This is a genomic window from Pseudoalteromonas sp. NJ631 (genome assembly GCF_000276645.1).
Classification (GTDB): Bacteria; Pseudomonadota; Gammaproteobacteria; order Enterobacterales; family Alteromonadaceae; genus Pseudoalteromonas; species Pseudoalteromonas piscicida.
Genome location: NZ_AKXJ01000003.1, coordinates 417,362 through 439,694, shown reverse-complemented (window position 1 = coordinate 439,694; position 22,333 = coordinate 417,362). Strand labels below are relative to the sequence as shown.

General features: G+C 44.2%; 19 protein-coding genes. 10 read left to right on the top strand and 9 right to left on the bottom strand.

All coding sequences use genetic code 11. The features are described 5' to 3' along the window. Positions 1–7 precede the first annotated feature (7 nt). A complete protein-coding gene (locus A587_RS0108760; protein ID WP_017217270.1) occupies positions 8–1,792 on the top strand; it encodes an EAL domain-containing protein in 1,785 nt (594 codons plus the stop codon). A 44-nt stretch (positions 1,793–1,836) separates the two neighbouring features. Here A587_RS0108760 and A587_RS0108755 read toward each other — a convergent pair whose 3' ends face one another. Together A587_RS0108755 and rraA are read right to left on the bottom strand one after the other, a co-directional pair. Further along, a complete protein-coding gene (locus A587_RS0108755) occupies positions 1,837–2,892 on the bottom strand; it encodes a formimidoylglutamase (RefSeq protein ID WP_017217269.1) in 1,056 nt (351 codons plus the stop codon). A gap of 18 nt (positions 2,893–2,910) precedes the next feature. Next, entirely contained in the window at positions 2,911–3,414 is a 504-nt protein-coding gene (gene rraA / locus A587_RS0108750; protein ID WP_010368946.1) for a ribonuclease E activity regulator RraA, read from the bottom strand. 158 nt (positions 3,415–3,572) lie between these two features. Between rraA and A587_RS0108745 the strand changes: the two genes are divergently transcribed. The 5 genes from A587_RS0108745 to A587_RS23915 all read left to right on the top strand — a co-directional run bounded on the left by A587_RS0108745 (position 3,573) and on the right by A587_RS23915 (position 7,903). Continuing rightward, the gene (locus A587_RS0108745; RefSeq protein ID WP_017217268.1) at positions 3,573–4,097 is read left to right on the top strand and encodes a phosphatase PAP2 family protein; all 525 of its coding nucleotides are present in this window, start codon (positions 3,573–3,575) and stop codon (positions 4,095–4,097) included. Beyond that, positions 4,094–5,146 carry an MJ1255/VC2487 family glycosyltransferase gene (locus A587_RS0108740; protein ID WP_026000929.1) on the top strand — a complete coding sequence of 351 codons (1,053 nt, stop codon included), beginning with the start codon at positions 4,094–4,096 and terminating at the stop codon, positions 5,144–5,146. Before A587_RS0108745 ends, A587_RS0108740 begins: the two co-directional genes overlap by 4 nt. A 105-nt stretch (positions 5,147–5,251) precedes the next feature. Further along, on the top strand, positions 5,252–7,132 hold the full coding sequence (locus tag A587_RS0108735) for a methyl-accepting chemotaxis protein (protein WP_017217266.1): 1,881 nt from the start codon (positions 5,252–5,254) through the stop codon (positions 7,130–7,132). An 89-nt stretch (positions 7,133–7,221) separates the two neighbouring features. Next, positions 7,222–7,407: a GrpB family protein gene (locus A587_RS25445; RefSeq protein WP_026000928.1), complete on the top strand. Its 186-nt coding sequence runs from the start codon at positions 7,222–7,224 to the stop codon at positions 7,405–7,407. 148 nt (positions 7,408–7,555) lie between these two features. Further along, a complete protein-coding gene (locus A587_RS23915) occupies positions 7,556–7,903 on the top strand; it encodes a GrpB family protein (protein WP_051020062.1) in 348 nt (115 codons plus the stop codon). Here A587_RS23915 and A587_RS0108720 read toward each other — a convergent pair. The 5 genes from A587_RS0108720 to priA form a co-directional block, all read right to left on the bottom strand. Next, entirely contained in the window at positions 7,900–8,274 is a 375-nt protein-coding gene (locus A587_RS0108720; RefSeq protein ID WP_017217265.1) for a gamma-butyrobetaine hydroxylase-like domain-containing protein, read from the bottom strand. The genes A587_RS23915 and A587_RS0108720 overlap by 4 nt on opposite strands. Positions 8,275–8,323: 49 nt before the next feature. Continuing rightward, positions 8,324–9,652, bottom strand: a complete 1,329-nt coding sequence (hslU, locus tag A587_RS0108715) for an HslU--HslV peptidase ATPase subunit (RefSeq protein WP_010607051.1) — start codon at positions 9,650–9,652, stop codon at positions 8,324–8,326. 11 nt (positions 9,653–9,663) lie between these two features. Next, positions 9,664–10,182, bottom strand: a complete 519-nt coding sequence (gene hslV, locus A587_RS0108710) for an ATP-dependent protease subunit HslV (RefSeq protein ID WP_010368932.1) — start codon at positions 10,180–10,182, stop codon at positions 9,664–9,666. Between the two features lie 70 nt (positions 10,183–10,252). Beyond that, positions 10,253–10,783: an SPOR domain-containing protein gene (locus A587_RS0108705; RefSeq protein WP_017217264.1), complete on the bottom strand. Its 531-nt coding sequence runs from the start codon at positions 10,781–10,783 to the stop codon at positions 10,253–10,255. Positions 10,784–10,796: 13 nt separating this feature from the next. After that, complete coding sequence (gene priA / locus A587_RS0108700) at positions 10,797–12,968, bottom strand: primosomal protein N' (RefSeq protein ID WP_017217263.1); 2,172 nt, start codon at positions 12,966–12,968, stop codon at positions 10,797–10,799. Positions 12,969–13,182: 214 nt separating this feature from the next. On the opposite strand from priA, the gene rpmE reads away from it, so the two are divergent. Together rpmE and A587_RS0108695 are read left to right on the top strand one after the other, a co-directional pair. Then, the gene (gene rpmE / locus A587_RS24685) at positions 13,183–13,398 is read left to right on the top strand and encodes a 50S ribosomal protein L31 (RefSeq protein ID WP_010607053.1); all 216 of its coding nucleotides are present in this window, start codon (positions 13,183–13,185) and stop codon (positions 13,396–13,398) included. A 772-nt stretch (positions 13,399–14,170) separates the two neighbouring features. Then, on the top strand, positions 14,171–15,412 hold the full coding sequence (locus tag A587_RS0108695) for a malic enzyme-like NAD(P)-binding protein (protein ID WP_017217262.1): 1,242 nt from the start codon (positions 14,171–14,173) through the stop codon (positions 15,410–15,412). Positions 15,413–15,536: 124 nt separating this feature from the next. Here A587_RS0108695 and metJ read toward each other — a convergent pair whose 3' ends face one another. After that, the gene (metJ, locus tag A587_RS0108690) at positions 15,537–15,857 is read right to left on the bottom strand and encodes a met regulon transcriptional regulator MetJ (RefSeq protein ID WP_010368921.1); all 321 of its coding nucleotides are present in this window, start codon (positions 15,855–15,857) and stop codon (positions 15,537–15,539) included. Between the two features lie 344 nt (positions 15,858–16,201). On the opposite strand from metJ, the gene metB reads away from it, so the two are divergent. Both metB and metL read left to right on the top strand, forming a co-directional pair. After that, positions 16,202–17,422 (top strand): cystathionine gamma-synthase, encoded by a 1,221-nt coding sequence (gene metB, locus A587_RS0108685; protein WP_017217261.1) that lies wholly within the window; start codon positions 16,202–16,204, stop codon positions 17,420–17,422. Between the two features lie 4 nt (positions 17,423–17,426). Further along, entirely contained in the window at positions 17,427–19,775 is a 2,349-nt protein-coding gene (gene metL / locus A587_RS0108680) for a bifunctional aspartate kinase/homoserine dehydrogenase II (RefSeq protein WP_017217260.1), read from the top strand. Between the two features lie 61 nt (positions 19,776–19,836). Here the strand turns inward: metL and A587_RS0108675 are convergent, their stop codons facing one another. Further along, complete coding sequence (locus tag A587_RS0108675; protein WP_017217259.1) at positions 19,837–22,293, bottom strand: penicillin-binding protein 1A; 2,457 nt, start codon at positions 22,291–22,293, stop codon at positions 19,837–19,839. Between the last annotated feature and the right edge of the window lie 40 nt (positions 22,294–22,333).

The window sequence follows — 22,333 nt, the reverse complement described above, 5'->3', positions numbered from 1 at the left end:
ACAAATTATGCTTTCAATTTCAACAGCTAGTGGCGGAGCCACGGAATTATTGCTGTCTGAAGGAATAGCGATACTAATTACGCCAATGATGGCTGGCATGGCTGGAGCCATTGTAATGGGGGCGTTAGCATTAATGCTGCAGCGCCCCTCAGGTATGCTCAAGCTGGCTCACCTTAGCAGTGCAACACTTGCAATACTGCTCGCCTTTACGGGCAATATCACTACATTGCATTTGCTTACTCTGACGATACTCTTGTATTTATTCCATGGCTTACAGGAGCACAAAAGTGGCTTATTGTTGATAAGTGCTGCGGCGATAATCACTTTGGTAATGTGGACTGTGTCTGAATATCTATGGACATTTCCTGCCCGGCATGGCGCAATTGTCATTGTGTTTATGTATATTCTTTTCCTTGCCTATCAAGCGTATAGCAGCGCAAATGAATTTGAATTGAAAGAACACAATGATGACCACACCGAGCATGAAAGTTTGGGGTTACCTGGTCGGCAAAGTTTTAAACGTGCTTTTAATGAATATCGCCAAACGGAAGGGAGCCCTTGTATGCTCGTGCTAGTCCGTCTCATGGGTTTCGAGCAGGTAAATTTTCATTTAGGGCGTGAGTTTGGTGACTTGCTGTTAGCTCAATCGGCTAATCGTATTGCGCAATGTTTGCAATCCGGTGATGTTATGGCCATCACTCATGGCAATGAAACTGCGAAAATGGCGCATCTAGGTGGTCTTAACTTTGCGTTTGTCTGTTCGTTAAAGCATGGTAAGCACTTTCATGAGCAGTTGATAGAGGAAATATCAAACAGCACTTTAAAGCCATTCAATGTTGGTAGCTGTACGTTAGAGATCATGATGCGTGCGAGTTACGTAAATTGCGATGAAGAAATGGGGCAACTTGAGAACCTGATTTCTTGCGTGTTTTTAGCGCTAGATACACAATCAGAAGCGCATCAGCATAGCCATCAACAAGTCGTACCGTATCAACAACGTATGCAAATTCATCGACTGGAGCAACAGGTTAGGTTGTCGGAGTTAGCTAAAATCAACTTTAGATCTGAATTTGAGCTCTATTTTCATCCAGTCGTTCGTCATGAAGATAACAGTATTGAGTTTGTGGAATTACTGTTGCGTTGGCAGCATCCAAAGCAAGGGATTTTAAGTGCCAATGAGTTCATTGATGATATTCGTTTAGTTGGACTTGCTATTCCCGTTGCTGAATATGTACTAGAGCGCGCTTGCGAAATCGCATTGGCACTGAAAATGGAAGGGATCAGCGTTCCCATCAGTATTAATGTCTTTGGTGCTGAGCTCTTGAGCGAAAGCTTTATCGAGTTTATTGACTACACCATGCTCAACCATCAGTTAAGCCCCGGTGCTATCATTATCGAGTGTCCAGCTAGTATGCTTGCCGAACTAGATGAGCAAGAAATTGCGATGATCAGTCGTTTGAAGAACTTGGGTGTAAAAATGTGTGTCGATAGCTTTGGTGATGCGCCGCTGGTGCTTGCTAAATTACCGGCACTGCGTTTTGAGTACGTGAAACTGTCGCGCAATATGACGCAAGAGCCTGAGCATATGGGGCATACCAAATCCTTGGTAAAAGGCATTGTAGAGATGCATCAAGAAAAGCACTGTCGCGTGATTGGCGAGGGTATTGAATCTCTCGGGCAACTCGAATTTGTAAAAAGCATTGGCACGGTGGCAGCGCAAGGGTTTTACTTTTCTCGACCACAGAACAGTAATATTTTGATCAGTTGGCTGAAACAAAGGCTGCCTCAATAACTAGGAGCGCCTTACCTTTACATGGGTTTTGGCTGCGGTAGTGTTTAGCGCCTCTGTTGACGGGTACTTAAATAAGCGTTCGCAAGGTTCGTTAGTATTTGGCCACAATGTTCGATACCCGCCTGCTCACCAAGTGGGTGTCTAGTCGGGGCTGCTTCACATAAGTGCAAATATTTAGCATTTCGAGCCTGAGCCATACGGTAAACAAAATATTCGGCATCGCTAGTTGTGAAGCCTTGATAGGTCAGGGCACTTGCAGGCATACCGACGATGGCATCAACGTCTAACTCTACGCCTAATGGAATGTCGCTTGGCATCGTTGCCAACGCTTTGTCGAGTGATGCGGATAAACTCTGAGTTTGTCTGGTTTTTATCGCTTGATAACTTGAAAATCCGAATCCAGCGTTTTGCAATTGAGTAAGGATTGTTTGGTTATTTTTGTGCTCGTGCAAGCCGATTACATGATAATGCGACAAGCTACCAGCTTGATGCGCGTAACTGAAGCCATTACCGCTATGTCTACCTTCACAAGCTCGAAAGTCAGCATGAGGGTCAAAGTTGATGGCACCAGCGGCACGCTTGCTGGCCTCAAAATGTGCCTGCAAAATACCAAAAGCATTATTGTGACCACCACCAATGATAATTGGCTCCAAGCCTGCAGCAAAGATAGGTGCTAGGGTTGCAATAACTTGGTTGTCGAGGTCGGCACAGAGAGCGCGTAACTGCGCTAGCTGTTCGCTATTAGTGTTATCGAGCGATAGTGCGCGCGTTTGAATAGCCTGGGTATCCACCTCGCCTAGCAACAAAATCTTATCGCCCGACAAAAACTGGTTATCGGGCTGATTTAAAAAGCGTTTTAAGAAGGCTCGCCAACCAAGCTCGGCGCCGCCTTGCCCGCAATTGGCGCGCGGACCTATATCTTCAGGGATCCCCAACAACACATAACGGATCCCAAATTGGGCCGCGTCTCTAAGCGAAGCCGCGTAGTCATGATCACATTGTAAAAAGCTTATGCTTTGCCAAATTCTGGTTTCACCGGCTCTTGCACTGACAAAAGTGGCAATATCACTTTCATCATATATACGGACTGCTGTACTCATGACTGTTACTTCTAGCGCTTAATTGTCTTCGTTATCGTCTTCTAAAACTAACTCTTCTGCAGAGATGATAATGCCGGTGGAGTCGGCGTAAACAAAATCATCTTCGTAAAAAGAGACACCTGCGAAATTAACGGGAATGCCGACTTCGCCGCTGCCACTGCTATCTGCTGCCACAGGGATAGAAGCGATAGCTTGAATGCCAATATCGCTTTCTTCTAGTTCATCAACATGGCGCACCGCGCCGTAAACGATAATGCCTTGCCAGTTGTTCTCGACCGCCAGCTCAGCTAAATCAATATCAACTAGTGCACGACGAGTTGAACCACCACCATCAACGAGCAGCACACGACCAGTACCGTCTTGTTGTAGTACATCTTGGATCTGCTCATTGTTTTCAAAACATTTGACGGTAGTGATACGACCACTAAATGACGTCTGGCCGCCAAAATTGATGAACATAGGCTCTAGCACATCAACCACATCAGCAAAGTGGTCGCAAAGATCAGAAGTGCTGTATTCCATATTGAATCCTCGAATATTGATTGTCGATAACCAGTATACTCTCATACTTGTGCTTAGCAATGCTTTGATTCAACTTACATATTTGTGTCTTAAAAGTGTCACCCATTTGTTATTTTGCTCTTCTATGCTGATATTGTGAGCAATTAGGCGTGACTCGAATGATGAAAGCAAAACTAGCTGAGCTGGACGCTGCATTATACTTTGTGGTGTTTTGCCCTAAGCCAAGAAACTGGTTTAGATTGATAGCATTAGGTCTATCCAAAAGTGGCAACGGTGGACTCTATGTGTTGGTCGCAATTGCGTGTGCTCTGTTTTTGGAGCAGCTAGGTCAGCAGTTTGCACTCACCGTGATTTTGGCCTTTGCAATTGAAAGGCCGCTTTACTTCTATCTAAAAAATCGTTTTGCACGATTACGACCATGTGACTGCTACGCAGTGAAAGCCTTGTTGACGCCGAGCGATAAGTTTAGTCTGCCCTCGGGGCATAGTGCTGGCGCTTGGCTATATGCGACTTGCTTGATGGAGCAAATTCCACTGGCTGCATTTCCGTTGATAATTTGGGCTTCAGGAGTGTCATTGTCACGCGTAATTGTAGGGGTACATTATCCACTTGATGTGGTGCTTGGTGCGGCAATGGGTGTTGCCTGTGCAAGTTTAGCGATAGTGATATTAGGAAGCGTATGAAGATACTATATGGTGTTCAAGGAACGGGAAATGGCCATACGACTCGAGCTAGGGTAATGGCAAATTGCTTTCGCAACATGGGAATTTCTGTTGACTACTTTTTTTCTGGACGTCCTTCGGAAAACTATTTCGATATGCATGATTTTGGTGATTATCGCAGTTGCCGAGGATTGTCATTCGTTACCGAGCGTGGCCAGTTAAATCGTTTAAAAACTTTTCAGTCGCTTAAGTTTGGTGAGTTTATTCGCGACGTTAGAAAATTAGATGTATCAGGTTATGATTTGATCTTTAACGACTTTGAGCCTGTCACCGCGTGGGCAGGAAAGCTGACAAAGGTTCCGGTGATAGCAATGAGTCATCAAGCGTCATATTTATATGATGCTGTTCCACAATTTGCCGTACAGCCTTGGCATAAAGCTTTGATCCGGTATTTTGCACCAGCTGATATTCATCTTGGGGTGCACTGGCAACCGTTTGATAAGCATATTATTCCGCCTTTTATTCCTTATGAGGCTGAGCAGGAGCAATGTGCATCGATAATTAACAAAGTTTTGGTTTATCTGCCGTTTGAAGCATTGGATAGCATTATTGAGTTGTTAAAAGACTTCCCCGATAAGGAGTTTTACTGCTATCACCCGGATGCTGACAATGCTTCGTTGCAACATATTCACCTGAGAAAACCGAGTCGTTCTGGGTTTATTCAGGACTTAAGAAATACCAGTGGTGTGATTGCAAATGCCGGATTTGAGCTTTCTAGTGAAGCATTAAAACTCGGTAAAAAACTGCTACTTAAGCCATTAGATGGTCAATTTGAACAGCAGAATAATGCGCAGACGCTAGCCGAACTCGGTCATGCCCAAGTGATGAATTATCTCAATGCTGGCGCGCTGGAAGAGTGGCTGCAAACAGACGCGAAGGCATCGTTTTATTTTCCATCCGATCCTCGCTTGCTAGTGGAGTGGTTGATGGGAGGTCAATGGCATAATATTGATTTATTACACAATCAACTCTGGAACGGTGTTAATAATTTGTATGTAAAAGCAGCGTAAATATATTAATTTGTAATATGAACCCAGAATAATTACCTATTATGAGGCAAGGCAGAAAGGCTTCAGCTATACTTTAGCCAGTCTATTAACATTGTAGGTAAGCCGATGGCGGTATTAGAAAATCTGACTATCAGACGTCGTTTGCAAGTGAATGCATTAGTGGTAGGGATTGCCTTGGTTGTTATGTTAATTATGATCATGTACGAAGCTCGTACTATGCTGAAATTGAATGAAACCATTCAATATGCAGAGGAGCTCGACATTCATGAATTAGCAATGCGCAAACACGAGAAAAATTTCCTTTTTTACAAGCAGGTAGATTCACTCGATGAGTTTGAAAACGAGTATCGTGAGCTGCAAACTAAGCTCGCTTTGTTGCAAGGTACTTTTTCTGATTTTGATATCGATTTAGGTCGGATCAACGAATTTGAACGCTTAGCAAAAAGTTATTACGATGACTTTCAAAAAGTGGTGCAATTACAAAAAACAATTGGCTTGCATCCAAAGGATGCTCTTTACGGTGAGCTTCGTGGTGCGGTACACGAGGTAGAAACACTACTAAAAGAGCAGCAGAATTATCAACTCCTTTCAACCATGTTGCAGCTTCGTCGAGCTGAAAAAGACTTTATGCTACGTTTTGACATCAAATACTTGAAACGCTTTGACGAGCTGGTTGCACAGTTTTCTCAGGAAATTCGCAGCGCTGGGTTTAACGCTCAATATCAATCTAAGCTACTTAGTTTATTGAGCACCTATCAATCCAAATTTGCGGGTTTAGTTCGAGCACAAGAAGCACTTGGCTTAGATTTAACGAGCGGTGCGCTTGGCAAGATGAAAGTGAGTGTTGAGAAAAGTGATGCGGTGGTCTCTGAAGTCGTGGAACAGGCAAAAGCAGAGATCAAAGAAAACGTTGATAAAACTCAGATGCTTGCCATCGGTGTATTTGTTGTGGCTGGTATTATCGTGATGACTTTGGTGTTATCGACTAGTCGCTCAATTATTCAGCCCGTAGAGCGTGTTTATCAAACCATTGAGCGCATTCGTCGTGAAAATAATTTAAGTCTACAAATTGAACAAAGCGGTAATGACGAAATCACGATTATGACTCGTGATTTTAATAGCTTAATTTCTGACTTTAGAGATCTTATTGCAGATGTGAATGGAGCGTTGGCAACTATTAATGAAGCCACGGATCATTTAACGGAGACAACAGCCCAAACGAGTACTGGTATGGCTGAGCAGTTGCACGAAGCAGATATGGTCGCAACCGCTGCAACCGAGATGCAAGCGACGATCCAAGACATTTCTCATAATACGGGTGAAGCGGCGCATAAAGCCGAGACAACGAATGAAAATGCGCAACAAGGTCGTCGTGAGGTTACAGCAACAATTGAGCACATCATGCAGTTATCGGAATCGTTAGGTGGTGCTTCAAGTGTTGTTGCTCAGTTAGAGCGTGACGGTGAAACCATTGGCTCGGTCTTGGATGTGATCCGTGGTATTGCAGAGCAAACAAACTTACTTGCGCTAAACGCTGCTATTGAAGCTGCGCGCGCAGGTGAGCAAGGTCGAGGTTTTGCTGTTGTGGCGGATGAAGTTAGGTCACTTGCGCAGCGTACTCAAGACTCCACACAAGAAATCGAAAGCATCATTTCTACACTGCAACAGCGTACACGAGAAGTGGTGAACATCATGGAACAATGTCGTGAGCAAGGCAATGAAAGTGTGTCGCAAGCCGAAAAAGCAGGGGAGTTGCTCAGCATGATCACCCAAGATGTGCAAACGATTATGGAAATGAGCACGCATATCGCGACGGCAATTGATGAACAAAACCAAGTTGCTTCAGAGGTAAATAAAAACGTGGTTAAAATCAGAGACATTGCGCAAGGTGCATCAGAACATGCTCGTTCTAATGCGCAAAGTAGTGAAGAAGTCGCAGAGCAAGCGCGCGTATTACACGAAGCTGTGGCTAAGTATCAGGTATAAACACCAATTCAACCTGAGGTTCTTTATGTCAAAGCCCCACTTAATTTATAGTGGGGCTTTTATTTAGACTCAAGATAGGTATCGCTTAAATGAATACCAATATAGCAGTGGTAAGTTACAATTCGGATTGGCCGCACCAGTTCAATAAAGAGAAACAGGCGATACTCGCTCATCTATCCAAGGCAAATGTAGCAGCTTTACATCATATAGGCAGTACATCGGTGCCACAGCTGTGTGCTAAACCAATAGTTGATATGTTATACCAATTGAATTAATTCTCTAATCAATTTGAAGGGTGAAATAGCATATTAGCTTCGTTAAAAATTTCTCATTTAGAACAACTAAATAGTAAAATTTTTGCCTTGCTACTAAAGCTATTTCCCCGCTTCAAGATAGATCATTTACTTAATACAACTGGTATTATTGGAAGTAAATGACTTAGATAAATTAGACATAGAGTCAGAAAAACTGCGTGATTTAGGTTATGAGATAATGGGAGAGTTTGGTATTGCTGGGCGTCGTTATTTTCGTAAAGGCATAGCGTCTAGAACTCATCATCTGCATGCTTTTTTAGCCGGTTCTGATGGAGTTAAACGTCACCTTGCCTTTCGTGACTATTTAATTACTTTTCCAGATATAGCGAGGCAATACGCTAGGGTTAAGCAAGAAGCTGTAAACGCCTGTAACCAGGATATGGAGAAGTACATTGCATTTAAGAATGACTTTATTCAATACCATGAGCAGCATGCATTGCTATGGCGGTTTGGTTAAGGCACAAACTTGATAGGTACGCTGTCCTTTTGGGTTTTATATTCTTCTACAGCGTTTACATATTCCTGCCATAGCGCATCGTGTTGTGTAGCTATAGTGTATAAGTATTGCCAGCTGTAGAGCCCTGAGTCGTGGCCATCATCAAAAACAAAGCGTGCAGCATAGTGACCAACGGGTTCAATTTTCTTTATGGTGACATTCTGTTTGTTTAGCACGAGTTGCTTTTGCGCTGGACTATGTCCTTGCACTTCGGCTGATGGTGAATGTGTTCGTAAGAATTCGGCACTTAGCGTAAAACAGCGGCCGTCCTCAAAATAAACATCGAGCACTTTACTGAGCGTATGATAATGAAGTTTGGTGACTTGATACATAATTGGTATAACTCAAAAAGCGGAGCAAGGCTCCGCTTTTGATTTTAATTTACAGAATGAAGCGGCTTAAATCTTCATCCTGAACAAGCATGTCTAAATGCTGTTCAACGTAGGCGGCATCAATCGTCAAGGTATCACCGGCCTTTTCACTGGCATCGAATGAAATCTCTTCCATCAGCTTTTCCATCACAGTGTGAAGGCGGCGCGCACCGATGTTTTCAGTTTTCTCGTTGACCTGATATGCAGCTTCAGCCAGTTTGGTGATAGCGTCATCAGTAAAGTCGATAGTGACGTCTTCTGTTTTCAGTAGCGCTTGTTGCTGCTCTGTAAGAGATGCATTTGGCTCAGTTAGAATACGTTTGAAATCACCCGCAGTCAGTGCTTCTAGTTCAACGCGAATAGGTAAACGACCTTGTAGTTCAGGGATTAAATCCGACGGCTTGGCCATTTGGAACGCACCTGACGCGATAAATAAAATGTGGTCGGTTTTTACCATACCGTGTTTAGTATTAACGGTTGAACCTTCGATAAGTGGTAGTAAGTCGCGTTGTACACCTTCACGGCTAACATCTGGGCCAGAAGATTCACCACGCTTACAAATTTTATCGATTTCATCAATAAACACGATACCGTTTTGTTCAACTGACTCAATAGCTTGCTCTTTAAGCTCTTCTGGATTAACAAGCTTTGCAGCTTCTTCTTCAATCAATAGCTTAAGTGCTTCTTTAATTTTCAGCTTACGGTTCTTTTTCTTGTCACCCGACATGTTTTGGAACATGCTCTGTAGCTGGCTGGTCATTTCTTCCATACCAGGAGGTGACATGATCTCAACATGAGGCGCCGTTTCTGCGATGTCGATCTCAATTTCTTTGTCGTCTAACTGACCTTCACGTAGTTTCTTGCGAAATACTTGACGTGTTGACGAATTTTCATTTGGCTGAGACTCACCCCAAGCGTCTTTTGCTGGTGGCAAAAGTGCATCTAAAATACGCTCTTCGGCGGCTTCTTCTGCGCGGAATTTGAATTTCTTGGTTTGCTGTTCACGTGTTAGCTTAAAAGAAACTTCGACTAGATCACGGATGATGGTTTCAACTTCTTTACCAACATAACCCACTTCTGTGAACTTAGTCGCTTCGACTTTGATAAATGGCGCGTTAGCAAGCTTTGCTAAACGGCGAGCAATCTCAGTTTTACCCACACCCGTTGGACCGATCATCAAAATATTCTTTGGTGTAACTTCTGCACGCAGCTCTTCATCAAGCTGCATACGACGCCAACGGTTGCGCAGTGCAATCGCGACGGCTTTTTTGGCTTTGTCCTGACCGATAATGTGTTGATCAAGCTCGTGCACAATCTCTCTTGGAGTCATAGCTGTCATGGCGAATCCTATTACAATTCTTCGATAGTTTGGAAATTATTGGTAAATACGCAGATATCGCCAGCGATCTTCAGGCTCTTTTCCACGATTTCTTTCGCACTTAAGTCTGTATTTTCAAGTAGTGCGGTTGCAGCAGCCTGTGCGAAGTTACCACCACTGCCGATAGCAATAAGGTCATGCTCTGGCTGCACTACATCGCCATTACCTGTGATGATAAGCGAGGCGGTTTCGTCGGCTACCGCAAGTAGGGCTTCAAGCCTTCTTAATGCTCTGTCGGTACGCCAGTCTTTTGCCATTTCTACGGCTGCTTTAGTGAGATGGCCTTGGTGCATCTCAAGCTTTGCTTCAAAGCGTTCAAATAATGTAAATGCATCAGCTGTACCGCCAGCGAAACCAGCCAGTACTTTACCATTGTATAGACGACGTACTTTACGTGCGTTGCCTTTCATAACTGTGTTACCAAGCGAAACTTGGCCATCACCGCCGATAACCACTTTGTCATCGCGACGAACACTAACGATGGTAGTCATAGTAATCCTTATCTGGGCCTGTGCCCGTGTAACTCTAGATTAGTAGGAAATATGGGTGGACTTATAAAAATCAAGTCCAGCCCCAAATCCCGCAGCCAAATATCCCAACGCGTTGTAATTTGTTTTTATCGCTTTCTGCTAAACGCTTGGTATCGTAGGGGCCAAGACGGACACGATACCAGACACCGTTACTCCCTTCGGTACGACGGATCTCCGCGATTAATCCAGCAAACGCAACTTTGGCTTTCATGGCTTCGGCTTGGCTATGGGTTCTAAATGAACCACACTGCATTTGATAGGGACCTTTGCTCTCGATCTCTTTAACTTCGACCTTGATTTCATGATTTTTAATTTCTTCAATGAACTCAGGTGGGCGAGGTTTTGGTTTAATAACCTTTTGCTCGGCAACTGGGTGTGGGTTTTTGGCTTGCTCTACTTCTTTAGGATCGGCATTGGTTTTTATAAACCAAAGACCGTAGGCAAACCCTCCGATTAGTAGAAATGCAAAAATAGCAGCAATAACAGGAAATTTCGCCGATTTTTCTGGCTTGTCTTTCCCCTTGCCTTTAGGTTTCTTATTAATGTAATCGTGCTGTGCCATAGGTTATTTGATTTTAATAGCTATCCATTGGATCAACATCTATGCTCCAGCGTACTCGATTGGCAGACTCATGCGTAGCGATATAGCGCGCAAGTTGCGAAAGGTAGTCCCGCAGCACAGTGCGTTGTTGTGCGTGTATGTGTAATTGATATCTGAACTTTCCAGCTATTCGTTCAAGTGGTGCTGGAATTGGACCCAGCAATTGTATACCAGGATAGGGGGTAGCTGGAACCAAATCCGACAAAAAGCGCAATACTGTATTTATATTTGTTGCCTCGGCGCGGATGATAGCTAAGTGTGCGAAGGGGGGAAGCATTGCTTCTTCACGCTCTTGTAAGGCATATCGTGCAAAGTCGCCGTAGCCGTTATTGATTAAATCTTGCAATAATGGATGTTCTGGAAAATGGGTTTGCAATAACACGGTTCCCGCTTCACCGGCACGTCCGGCTCGTCCAGCAACTTGCGTAATGAGCTGTGCCATTTGCTCGGTTGCTCTAAAGTCACAAGAGTAAAGTCCTGAGTCCACATCCAAGATAATCACAAGGCTGACATCGGCAAAGTGGTGGCCCTTGGCAAGCATTTGAGTGCCGACCAGAATTCGCGCGCCACCTTGATTAATTTCTTCAAGGGCGCTTTCAAGGCTGCCCTTACGGCGCGTAGAATCTCGGTCAATGCGAGTAACGGGAATATCAGTGAAGCGTTCGCTTAAAAAGCCTTCGAGTTGTTCTGTACCAAGCCCTGTGGGCATGATTTGGGTGCTGCCGCAATCTGGACACTGTCTCGGTACAAAGTCCTGCTCACCGCAATGGTGACATACCAAGCGGTTCATATTTTTATGGTACGTGGCGCTGGTAGAGCAATGTTTACAGGTATTAAGCCATCCGCATTCGTGACACATCAATGTTGGTGCAAAACCCCGACGATTTAGAAACACCATAACCTGCTTACCGCGAGCGAGTGTTTTTTCCATCCAATGTAAACTCATCGGTGAAAACCCGCCTTGTTCTGGCTGACCTTTCATGTCTACAAGATGAAATTGGTTGTCGTGCTGGGTCTGCGCTCGTTTACTCAGTGTGACGAGTTGATATTTGTTGGTTATGGCTTTGTGTAATGTTTCTAATGCCGGTGTTGCTGTTCCCAAAAGTAAAGGGCAGTGTGCCTGATGCGCTCGAAATGCAGCGAGATCTCTGGCGTGATAGCGCAGACCTTCTTGCTGTTTAAACGAGTTATCATGCTCTTCGTCAACGATGATCATGCCGAGATTTTGAAAGGGCAAAAAAATGGCCGAGCGAGTACCGATAACCAAGGCGCTCAGGCCCTTTTCGGCTCGACGCCAAGTATGTAGGCGCTCGTTATCGGTTAGATTTGAGTGCCATAAATCAATAGGCAGGTTATGAAAGCGCTTTTTGAAGCGGTTGACTGTTTGCGGTGTGAGTCCAATTTCAGGCACTAAGATCAGTGCTTGTTTACCCGCTTTTATTATGTTTTCAAGGCTCTGTAAGTAGACTTCGGTTTTACCACTTCCCGTTACACCTTCGATTAAAAAGGTACGGTAACCGACTTGAGCATTGACGGCGCTGCAAATAGTCGCTTGTTGGTCGTTTAGGCGCGGCTTTTCGCCTAGCTGTAATTCGTTTTGCGACCAATCACTGTCATGCTCAATAGATTGTGAGATAAGCGCTTTTTCTTCCAATGCTTTAATTGTTTGGCTAGCAAATCCGAGTGCTTTGAGTTCGCTTAATTTTATTGCGCCACCTTCACATAATTGAGAAAGCAGTGCTTGTTGCTTTTTGGCTCGCAGTGTTGGTAGCTTTTGCCCTTTGTCCGTTAATCTGACGATAGGGATCTGAGTTTTGTCTGGGCTTCCACCATCTCTAAGTACCGCCGGTAGTGCTGTGAATAAGGTATCGCCAATTGGATGACAGTAATACTGAGAGACAAAGTGTAAGAAGCTAAGTTGTGCTTGATTAAAGACTGGGTGCTCGTCCAACACCTCAATAATTTGCTTGAGCTTATCTTTTGGTACATCGGTGTCGTCTTTTTTAGCAAGCGCAATTGCTGTGCAGCGACGGTTGGCGAAATTGACGGTGACTCTCATTCCTGCTTCAACTTGCATGGTTGGTGCTAGCAAATAGTCGAATGTTCGGTGCAGTGGCAGCTTTAAAGCTACTTCAAGAATGAGCATGTATTACAATTCCATAAAGTGAGCGCAGTGACGAAGTATATACCTAAGGTGGTACGAATTGAAAACGTACTCTGCGACGGCGATAAAAAACTCTGAAATATTGCTTGTAGATTGTTCAGTTAAGCACTAAAATACGCGTCCACATTTTTGTATAACTACGTATGGTGCCAGACTTCGGGTTTGGAGAGCGATACGGCCTTAACTAGAGGTTGCTATGAAAGAAGGTATTCACCCTAATTACGAGACGATCACTGCATCGTGCTCTTGCGGTAACAAGTTCGAAACTCGTTCAACGCTATGTAAAGATATTCACCTAGACGTATGTTCTGCATGTCACCCGTTCTACACTGGTAAGCAGAAGATCCTTGACACAGGTGGCCGTGTAGATCGCTTTAACAAGCGTTTCGGTGCACTTAGCAGCAAGAAGTAATCTTGTTGGTCTAGTCGAAAAAAGCACCTTAGGGTGCTTTTTTTGTGCCTGTTTGAAAATACCTTCCCGATTGATACATGCTATTCTGCATCAACAGACAAACCGTCAGTCATCACGCCTTCATTGTGTCTTTTATTCTTCTAAAATAGAAAACTTGCCAGTTTGGCAGCAAAACTTTACTGATCTCTTGGGTAGAGTAAAAACTCTATTTAGTAGATAAATACTGAACATTTACGAGCTTAAGTTGTGAAAATAATCAAAGCTCATATAGTAAATAGTATCAGCTATGAGCACTTTATATAAACTAAAGTCATTATTTTGCGACTAAATGCGGGTATCTTGACGTTAAAATTAGTTAAGTTTCAATTTTCTTATTGTTTTTATAGTTAGTGTACATCTGTGCTAATTTTCTACATTTTGTGCTGGTTTTAGCGTCTTGTTTTTTAAGTTTTAGTCACATTATTTGTGAAATATTTCTTAAAATTGAGCTTATCTTCTCGGAAAAGTATAGAAAATACCGTGCTAGTGGATAGACCTGATTTTACTTGAATAATGAGCAAAACTCGGTATTGTGTGAATACGGTCGATTAACTATATGTCCTATTGACATACCGCGACAGCAAAGCACAAACGCTTGTTGAGTGGTTAAATGTCGTCGCTCATATAGTTAATCGCACTGTGTGTTGCTGTAACCAGCATGATAGGTTGCCAACATTCAGAATGCGAACGTTTACCACACTCTCACATTAACTTCGTAGGAAAATATCGCGCCATGACAGATTTTCGTCAACAAGCTCTAGATTATCACGAGAAGCCCGTTCCAGGTAAAATCAGTGTTGAACTCACTAAACCTGCCGAGACCGTAAAAGACTTAGCACTTGCATATAGCCCAGGTGTTGCAGAGCCAGTACGTGAAATCGCGGCTGATCCGGCGAATGCATACCGTTACACGGGTAAAGGAAATATGGTTGCGGTGATCAGTAATGGTACGGCAATTCTTGGCTTGGGTAATTTAGGTCCTTTGGCGTCAAAGCCTGTTATGGAAGGTAAGGCGCTATTATTTAAGCGTTTTGCGGGTCTTGATTCAATCGATATCGAAGTTAAGCACAACACCACCGAAGACTTCATCAATACGGTGGCAAATATCGCAGACACATTTGGCGGTATTAACCTTGAAGATATTAAAGCGCCAGAGTGCTTTGAAATTGAGCGCGCGCTAATCGAACGTTGTGACGTTCCTGTATTCCATGATGATCAGCACGGCACCGCAATTGTAACCGCTGCGGGTATGCTGAATGCGTTGGAAATCCAAGGTAAAGATATTCATGATGCGATTATTGTGTGTCTTGGCGCGGGTGCAGCCGCTATCGCTTGTATGGAATTACTGATCAAGTGTGGTGCTCAACGAGAACACATCTATATGCTGGACAGAAAAGGCGTGATCCATACTCGTCGTGATGACCTAAATGAATATAAAGAGTTGTTTGCAAACAACACGGATAAGCGTACGTTACAAGACGTGATTGCGGATGCGGACGTATTTGTTGGTGTTTCTGGCCCAGACTTACTTTCTGCTGAAGATCTAAAGTTAATGGCTGACAAGCCAGTGGTATTCGCTTGTTCTAACCCAGACCCAGAGATCAGTCCTGAAGTTGCACACGGTGCACGTAATGATTTGATCATGGCGACTGGTCGCTCGGATTATCCAAACCAAGTAAATAACGTGTTGTGTTTCCCGTTTATCTTCCGTGGTGCGCTTGATGTACGTGCAACTGCTATCAATGACGAGATGAAGATTGCAGCAGTTGAAGCAATTAGAACGATTGCGAAAGAACCTGTGCCAGCTGAAGTGTTAAAAGCGGCTGATGTGGATAATCTTGAATTTGGTCCTGAGTATATTATTCCAAAACCAATGGATCCGCGTTTGTTACCTCGTATCGCAAAAGCAGTAGCGGTAGCTGCAATTGAATCAGGTGTAGCACAAATCGATATGCCAGCTGGATATATGGGATAATACCATTGGTATTATCCAAATAAAAAAGCCTCGATTGAGGCTTTCTCTGTGGACATACAGACACAAAAAAAGCCTCGATTGAGGCTTTTTTTGTGTCTGTATGTCCACAGAGAAAGAGTAGTTATCACTCTTCGTTTATTTCAGGGATCTCCAAACCGCGCTCTTCCATTATTTGTCTTACTTCTAACGGAATACGCTCTGGATTATCTTTTCTCAAGTCTTCATCGCTCGGCAGTGGCTGACCTGTGAAGGCATGTAGAAACGCCTCACATAAAAGCTCACTGTTCGTGGCATGACGTAAATTATTCACTTGGCGACGTGTACGCTCATCAGTTAGCACTTTGAGTACATTCAGAGGTATGCTCACCGTGATCTTTTTTACTTGCTCTGCTTTCTTACCGTGTTCTGCATATGGGTGAATATACTCACCGTTCCATTTTGCCATAATTGTGTACTTGCCTCAGTTACATCAATGCCAATATGACTGGGTTCTGGTCTACATTATTCACCAACCGCATGAATATAGGGATAACCTTACGAATTAAAGATAAATCCCAAACTCAAATAGATGAATAAACTAATCCGCTATAGCGAGATAGAAGAATCTCTGCCATAGTTTTCAATAACTCAGTCGTATTAGCAACGCCTAGAGTGGCGAAATTTTATCGGTTTAAAAAAGATAGTCAAATACTAGTTATTTAGCCATTTAGCAGTATAAATGTTTTGACTTCTAGTTTCTGTTGCTCTAACCTTTTAGACGTCTAAACATCCAACTATCTAGGTGACCTTATGAGTCAAGTTAACAAATCGACGATTGCAGTGCGTCACGGTATAGAAGCTGATAAAGCACATGGGGCAGTAGTGCCACCGCTTTACCTTTCTACCACCTATTCTTTTGCCGATTTTGATACCAAACGCGACTACGATTATGGCCGCAGTGGTAACTTTAATCGTGATGTGCTTGCACAGGCACTGACTGAACTTGAAGGTGGTGCTCGTGGCATTATTACCGCCACTGGCATGGCTGCTGTTCACCTAGTAACTCAGCTACTTAACCATGACGATACGCTGGTTATTCCACATGACTGTTACGGTGGTAGCTATCGCTTGTTTACATCGCTTGCTAAGCGTGGACTGCTCAAATTAGCCGTGTTGGATCTCACGCAACCTGAAAGTCTTGCACAGCTGCAGCAGATCAAACCTAAATTAGTTTGGATTGAAACACCAAGTAACCCAATATTAAGGCTAACGGATATAGAAGCTGTCGTAAATGCAGCACGCGCTGTGGGGGCTTTGGTCGCCGCCGACAATACCTTCTTGTCTCCTGCACTACAAAACCCCATTGCCTTTGGCGTAGACGTAGTCGTGCATTCAACTACTAAATATATCAATGGCCATTCTGATGTCGTGGGGGGCGCGGTGATCGCGCGTACGCAGGAGTTGGGTGATGAGTTAGCTTGGTGGGCGAATAATATCGGTATTACCGGCGCGCCTTTTGATAGTTATCTTACTTTACGTGGACTGCGCACCTTAAACGTGCGTTTACGCCAGCATCAAGAAAATGCCCAGCTGATTGCGGAGTATTTAGAAAAGTCCCCGTATGTTAGCCAAGTTTATTACCCAGGCCTTGAGTCGCATCCTCAACACGAACTTGCGAAAAAACAACAACTCGGTTTTGGTGGTATGGTGAGCTTTGATATCAAAGGCGATCTGCAAACTTCAGCGAAGTTTTTAACGTCTCTAACGCATTTTTCATTGGCAGAATCTTTAGGTGGGGTTGAGAGTCTTATTTGCCATCCAGCGACGATGACACACGCAGGTATGGATCCGCAAGCACGTTTAGAAGCGGGAGTGGGCGACACGTTAATTCGTATTTCTGTGGGCATTGAAGATGCACAGGATCTCATTGCAGATCTGGAATCGGGATTTGCATGTATTGATGAAAGTCAGGCGAGTGATGATGCTAAGTCATTCAAGTTAACGCCTGCACATACAGTAGCGTTGTGGTGAGTAAATGGCAAAAGTAGTACATAAGTTTGGTGGTTCGAGTTTAAGCTCGCCAGAGCGTTATCAGGCGGTTGCCAAGATAGTGTTAGAGCAATGTCAACTAGGTGACAGTGTTGTGGTTTCTGCTGCAGGAAAAACAACGAATACTCTAGTGAAGTTATGGCAAAGCTTTGAGCAGCAAGATGTTCGTGCATTCAACGATGTTTTATTACAAGTTGAAAATCATCAACGAGAATTAATTGATGCTCTGTTTGTAGGTGAACAACACAGTGTGTTACTCAAACAGCTCGTCAATGAGCTGCAGGCAATCGCTTTAGGGCGAGAAGAGCATCAACTTCACTACGCGAGTTTACTTGCACATGGAGAGCTATGGTCGGCTCGTATATTAGCAAACTACCTAAACTCTCAAGGTATTGAAGCCAAAGCTATCGACGCTCGTACGTTATTTGTACAACAGGATGGGGTGTTACTACACGCCCATAATAAAGAAGCGTGCTATCGCGCAATTGATGACCACGCTATCTATATCGTTACTGGTTTTATTGCCGCAAATGCACAAGGTGAAACGGTGACTTTAGGTCGAAATGGCAGTGACTATAGCGCAACTTTGTTGGCAAGTTATCTTGATGCGGCTCAAGTATCAATTTGGACGGATACAACTGGCGTATTCAGTACGGATCCACGTAAAGTCGCCAATGCTATAAAATACACTAAGGTATGTCGTGGCCAAGCTGAATTACTCGCACGATTAGGTAATCCGGTACTGCATGCAAAAACGCTGTCTCCACTTAAAGATACCGATATAAAACTACAAGTTCGTAGCAGCTTTGATGCCGATGCACTTGGCACTGAGATAGTAAAGGCAGGCTATAGCAAAGAGAAGCGCTTTATTACCACTTTTGGACAACTTGACCTGTTACGCGTTGAGCAGCTAAAAAGTGGTGAAGTGAAACAGCTAAGCCAGCTTATCCAGCATAGCATTCATCATTTTGTTAAAGGTGGAGAGGCACACTTATTGGTGCCATCTGAATTTAGCCATGTTGTGATCAAAGCGCTAGATTCACGAGCCAATATTATTGAGTCGCAAGTTCAAGGCTTTGCTATTGTTGCACCAAGTCAGGATGTTGCTGGGTTACATCAGCAAGCTCTGGAATTATTGGATGAACATGCGATTGTCACCCGTTTTGTGCTGCAAGAGCGTCATTACAGCTTAGTGTTAAGCGATCAAGCAATTGATAGCGACCTACTTGCCATATTGCACGAACGTTTGGTCAATAAAGGCAGAGAGCTTGCTGTGATTGTGGCTGGTGTTGGCAATGTGGGTGAAGTGTTTATCGAACAATGCAAAAACCAAGTCGCTAAGCTGAGTGAGCACTTTGACCTTAAGTTGGTTGGCTTACTGCGTTCTAAGCAAATGTTGTTCTGTCCAAGCGGGTTGAACTTAGCATCGTGGCAACAGCAATGGCAAAATGAGGCCATCGAATACAATGAAGCCGAGCTATTCACTCGTATTAAAGAGCTAGATTACGAGCATAAAGTGGTGGTCGATATTACTGCGAGCGAGCGTTTCAGTGAGTTGTATCCACAGTTTGTTGAACATGACTGCCATTTGATCAGCGCTAATAAATATGCCGGCACGGCACAACAAGGTTGGTACTCAATGCTGCGTCAGCAGTTGCAAGAGCGTAACCTGTTATGGCGTTACAACACCAGTGTTGGCGCAGGTCTTCCCATTAACTTTGCATTGGCTGATCTGCAAAATAGTGGCGATGAAGTGGTGAGAATTGAAGGTGTCTTTTCTGGCACTTTATCTTGGCTTTGTAGTCGCTATGATGGTTCTGAAGCATTTTCTGAGCTAGTGCTTGGGGCGCAAGAACTTGGTTTTACCGAGCCTGATCCGCGAGAAGACCTATCTGGCCGAGATATGCAGCGTAAGCTTTTGATCTTAGCACGAGAGTTAGGCATTGAACTTGAGCTTGACGATATTGAATTAGAGGCGTTAATGCCTGAGTCCTTGAGTGTGGGGTCATGGCAAACGTTTTTAGAAAATCGCCAGCAACTCGATGACTTTTATGCGACACACTATGCAAAGGCCACAGCGAATGACGCTGCGCTTCGCTATACTGGTGCGCTTGAAATTGCAAGCAATGGCAAAGTGTCTGCAAAAGTAGGCATTGCACAGGTACCAAACGGCTCGGCAATCGCGAATTTAACACCGGGTGATAATATTTTTGTGATCCACACTAAATGGTATGAACAAAACCCACTGGTGATCCAAGGCCCCGGAGCAGGCAAAGAAGTGACAGCCGCGGGAATACATTCCGATTTATTCTGGTTGACGCAAAATCTAAAATAACGCTATTAAGAAAATAGATATAATACAAAAATGCCGATACATCTGTATCGGCATTTCTATTTTAGAATAACTCTTCGTGAGTGGGTAGCGGGGCGGTATCGTCAAACGGTGTGCTGCTATCCGTATCTAATACGTATTTGGTTGGGGCCGTACCTTGTTCGAAATACTCAAACCGAGATGTGTAATCGTTCTTACGAGACAACAGCCCTGTCTTTAAATCAATCCGAGTTGAGATAAGTCCTGGAGGTGGCTCTATCGGGGCCAAAGGCTCATCTTTAAGTGCCTCACGCATAAAGTCTATCCAAGCAGGTTGTGCTGAAATCGCACCTGCTTCTGCGCCAACAAGTTGGTTATCACCAAGGTTAGCGTTGTAGGCCGCACGACCCAAGGATTTACTCGCATCGTCAAAGCCAACCCAAACTGTGGTGAGGACATTACGGTTAAAGCCCGTAAACCAAGTATCTACCGAGTCATTGGTGGTACCCGTTTTTCCAGCAAGATCACGACGTTTTAACCATTGACCACGCCAGCCTGTGCCGCTCCAGCCCGTGTCATGTTTCCAGCTACCGCCACCCCAGATTGCACTATGAAGTGCATCAGCAATCAGAAATGCGTTTTGCTCCGAAATCACTTGCGGTGCACAGCGCTCAGGTTGTTCTTCCAGCTGCTGTTCGTCGCAGACCAATAATGGCTCTGCCGAACCCAGCTCAGTGCCGAATGAGTCGGTAATTTTATCGATAAAGTACGGCTCAATCAGGTGACCGCCGTTGGCAAAAGTGGCCATGCCGCGCGCCATTTCAATAGGAGTCAGTGCAGCACTACCAAGCGCCAATGACTCACTGCGATTAATATCTGCGTCTTGAAAACCAAATTTAAGCAAGTGATCCGCAGCCTTATTTATGCCAACGCCTTTGATCAAACGAACAGATACCACGTTTTTCGATTGTGCAAGCGCTCGGCGAATACGAATTGGGCCGTTATACACTTCAGGGCTATTTTTTGGACGCCAAGCCACGCCAACGCTTCTGTCCCAATGATTAATCGGGGCATCATTAAGGATGGTGGCTAGGGTATAGCCATTTTCTAATGCGGATGAATAAATAAAGGGTTTGATGTTTGAACCCACTTGACGCTTAGCTTGGGTAGCACGATTGTATTGGCTAAGCTCAAAGCTATAGCCACCCACAATCGCCTTTACACGCCCATCCTGCGGATCGAGTGAGACAAGAGCACTGGATGCCTGCGGTAACTGACTTAACGTCCAGTCGCCGTCTTGTTTGCGGACAAACACTTGCATGCCCGGCGCGAGGATATCTGCGGTTGTTTTTGGTGGTAAGCTCTGACGCGTTTCACTGATGTATTGTCTAGCCCAACTTAAGCCTGACCATTCCAATGTAATTTGCTCACCGGTTTTTAAGAGCAGGTCGGCTGTTTTCTCTGCAATGTTTAGCACCACAGCCGCTTTTAAAGGCCCAATTTCATTGACCTTTTTAAGGCGAGTAATAATGTCTTCATGGCTGAGCGGCGATTCCGTCTCAGCATGCCAATAGGTTTCTTCTGCGCCTCTAAAGCCGTGACGCATATCGTAGGCATGTAAATTATCAACTAATGCATGCTGAGCAGCCTGTTGCATGTCAGATTCCACACTGGTGTAAACTTTCATGCCAGAGTTATAGGCTTTATCAGTACCGTAGCGTTCGACCATATAGGCGCGAACCATTTCAGAAATGTAAGGTGCATACAGCTCAATCTCGGCACCATGGAATTTAGCTGTGATGGGAGCTTGTGTCGCCTCATCATATTCTGCTCGGGTAATATACTTTTCAGCAAGCATTCGTCCGAGCACAACATTCCGGCGCAATTGCGCGCGCTCTGGGTTACGAATTGGATTTAATGCGGAGGGCGCTTTTGGCAGGCCTGCAATCATTGCCATTTCTGCTAACGTTAATTCTGATAGTGAGCGACCGTAGTAGACTTGTGCTGCTGCACCGATACCAAAGGCACGATTACCCAGTTCAATTTTGTTTAAGTAAAGCTCAAAAATTTCATCTTTCGTTAATAGCTGCTCAATATGCAACGCAATAAAGATTTCTTTCACTTTACGAATATAGGCTTTCTCTCTTGTTAAGAAAAAGTTTCTGGCAAGTTGCATGGTGAGCGTACTGGCTCCCTGCTTTTTTTGCCCTGTGGTGATAAGCACTAAAGCGGAGCGGATGATACCTATCGGGTCAATGCCGAAATGATCGTAAAAACGGTTATCTTCTGTCGCTAAGAATGCTTTGCGCATGGGGAGTGGAACATCCTGCAAACGTACAGGGATCCTGCGCTTTTCACCAAACTGATTGATGAGTTTTCCGTCTCGTGTAAAGACTTGCATGGGTGTTTGTAGTTGAACATCTTTCAAAACCTCTACACTTGGTATGTCAGATTTGACATAATAATAAAGACTGATAAGTGTCAACACGCCTAAAAGGGTACAAACAAAAACGAATTGTAAAAATCTTTTCAATAATTTCACGGAATTATCCCTAGTTAGACTCCCAATTACAGGTAGACAC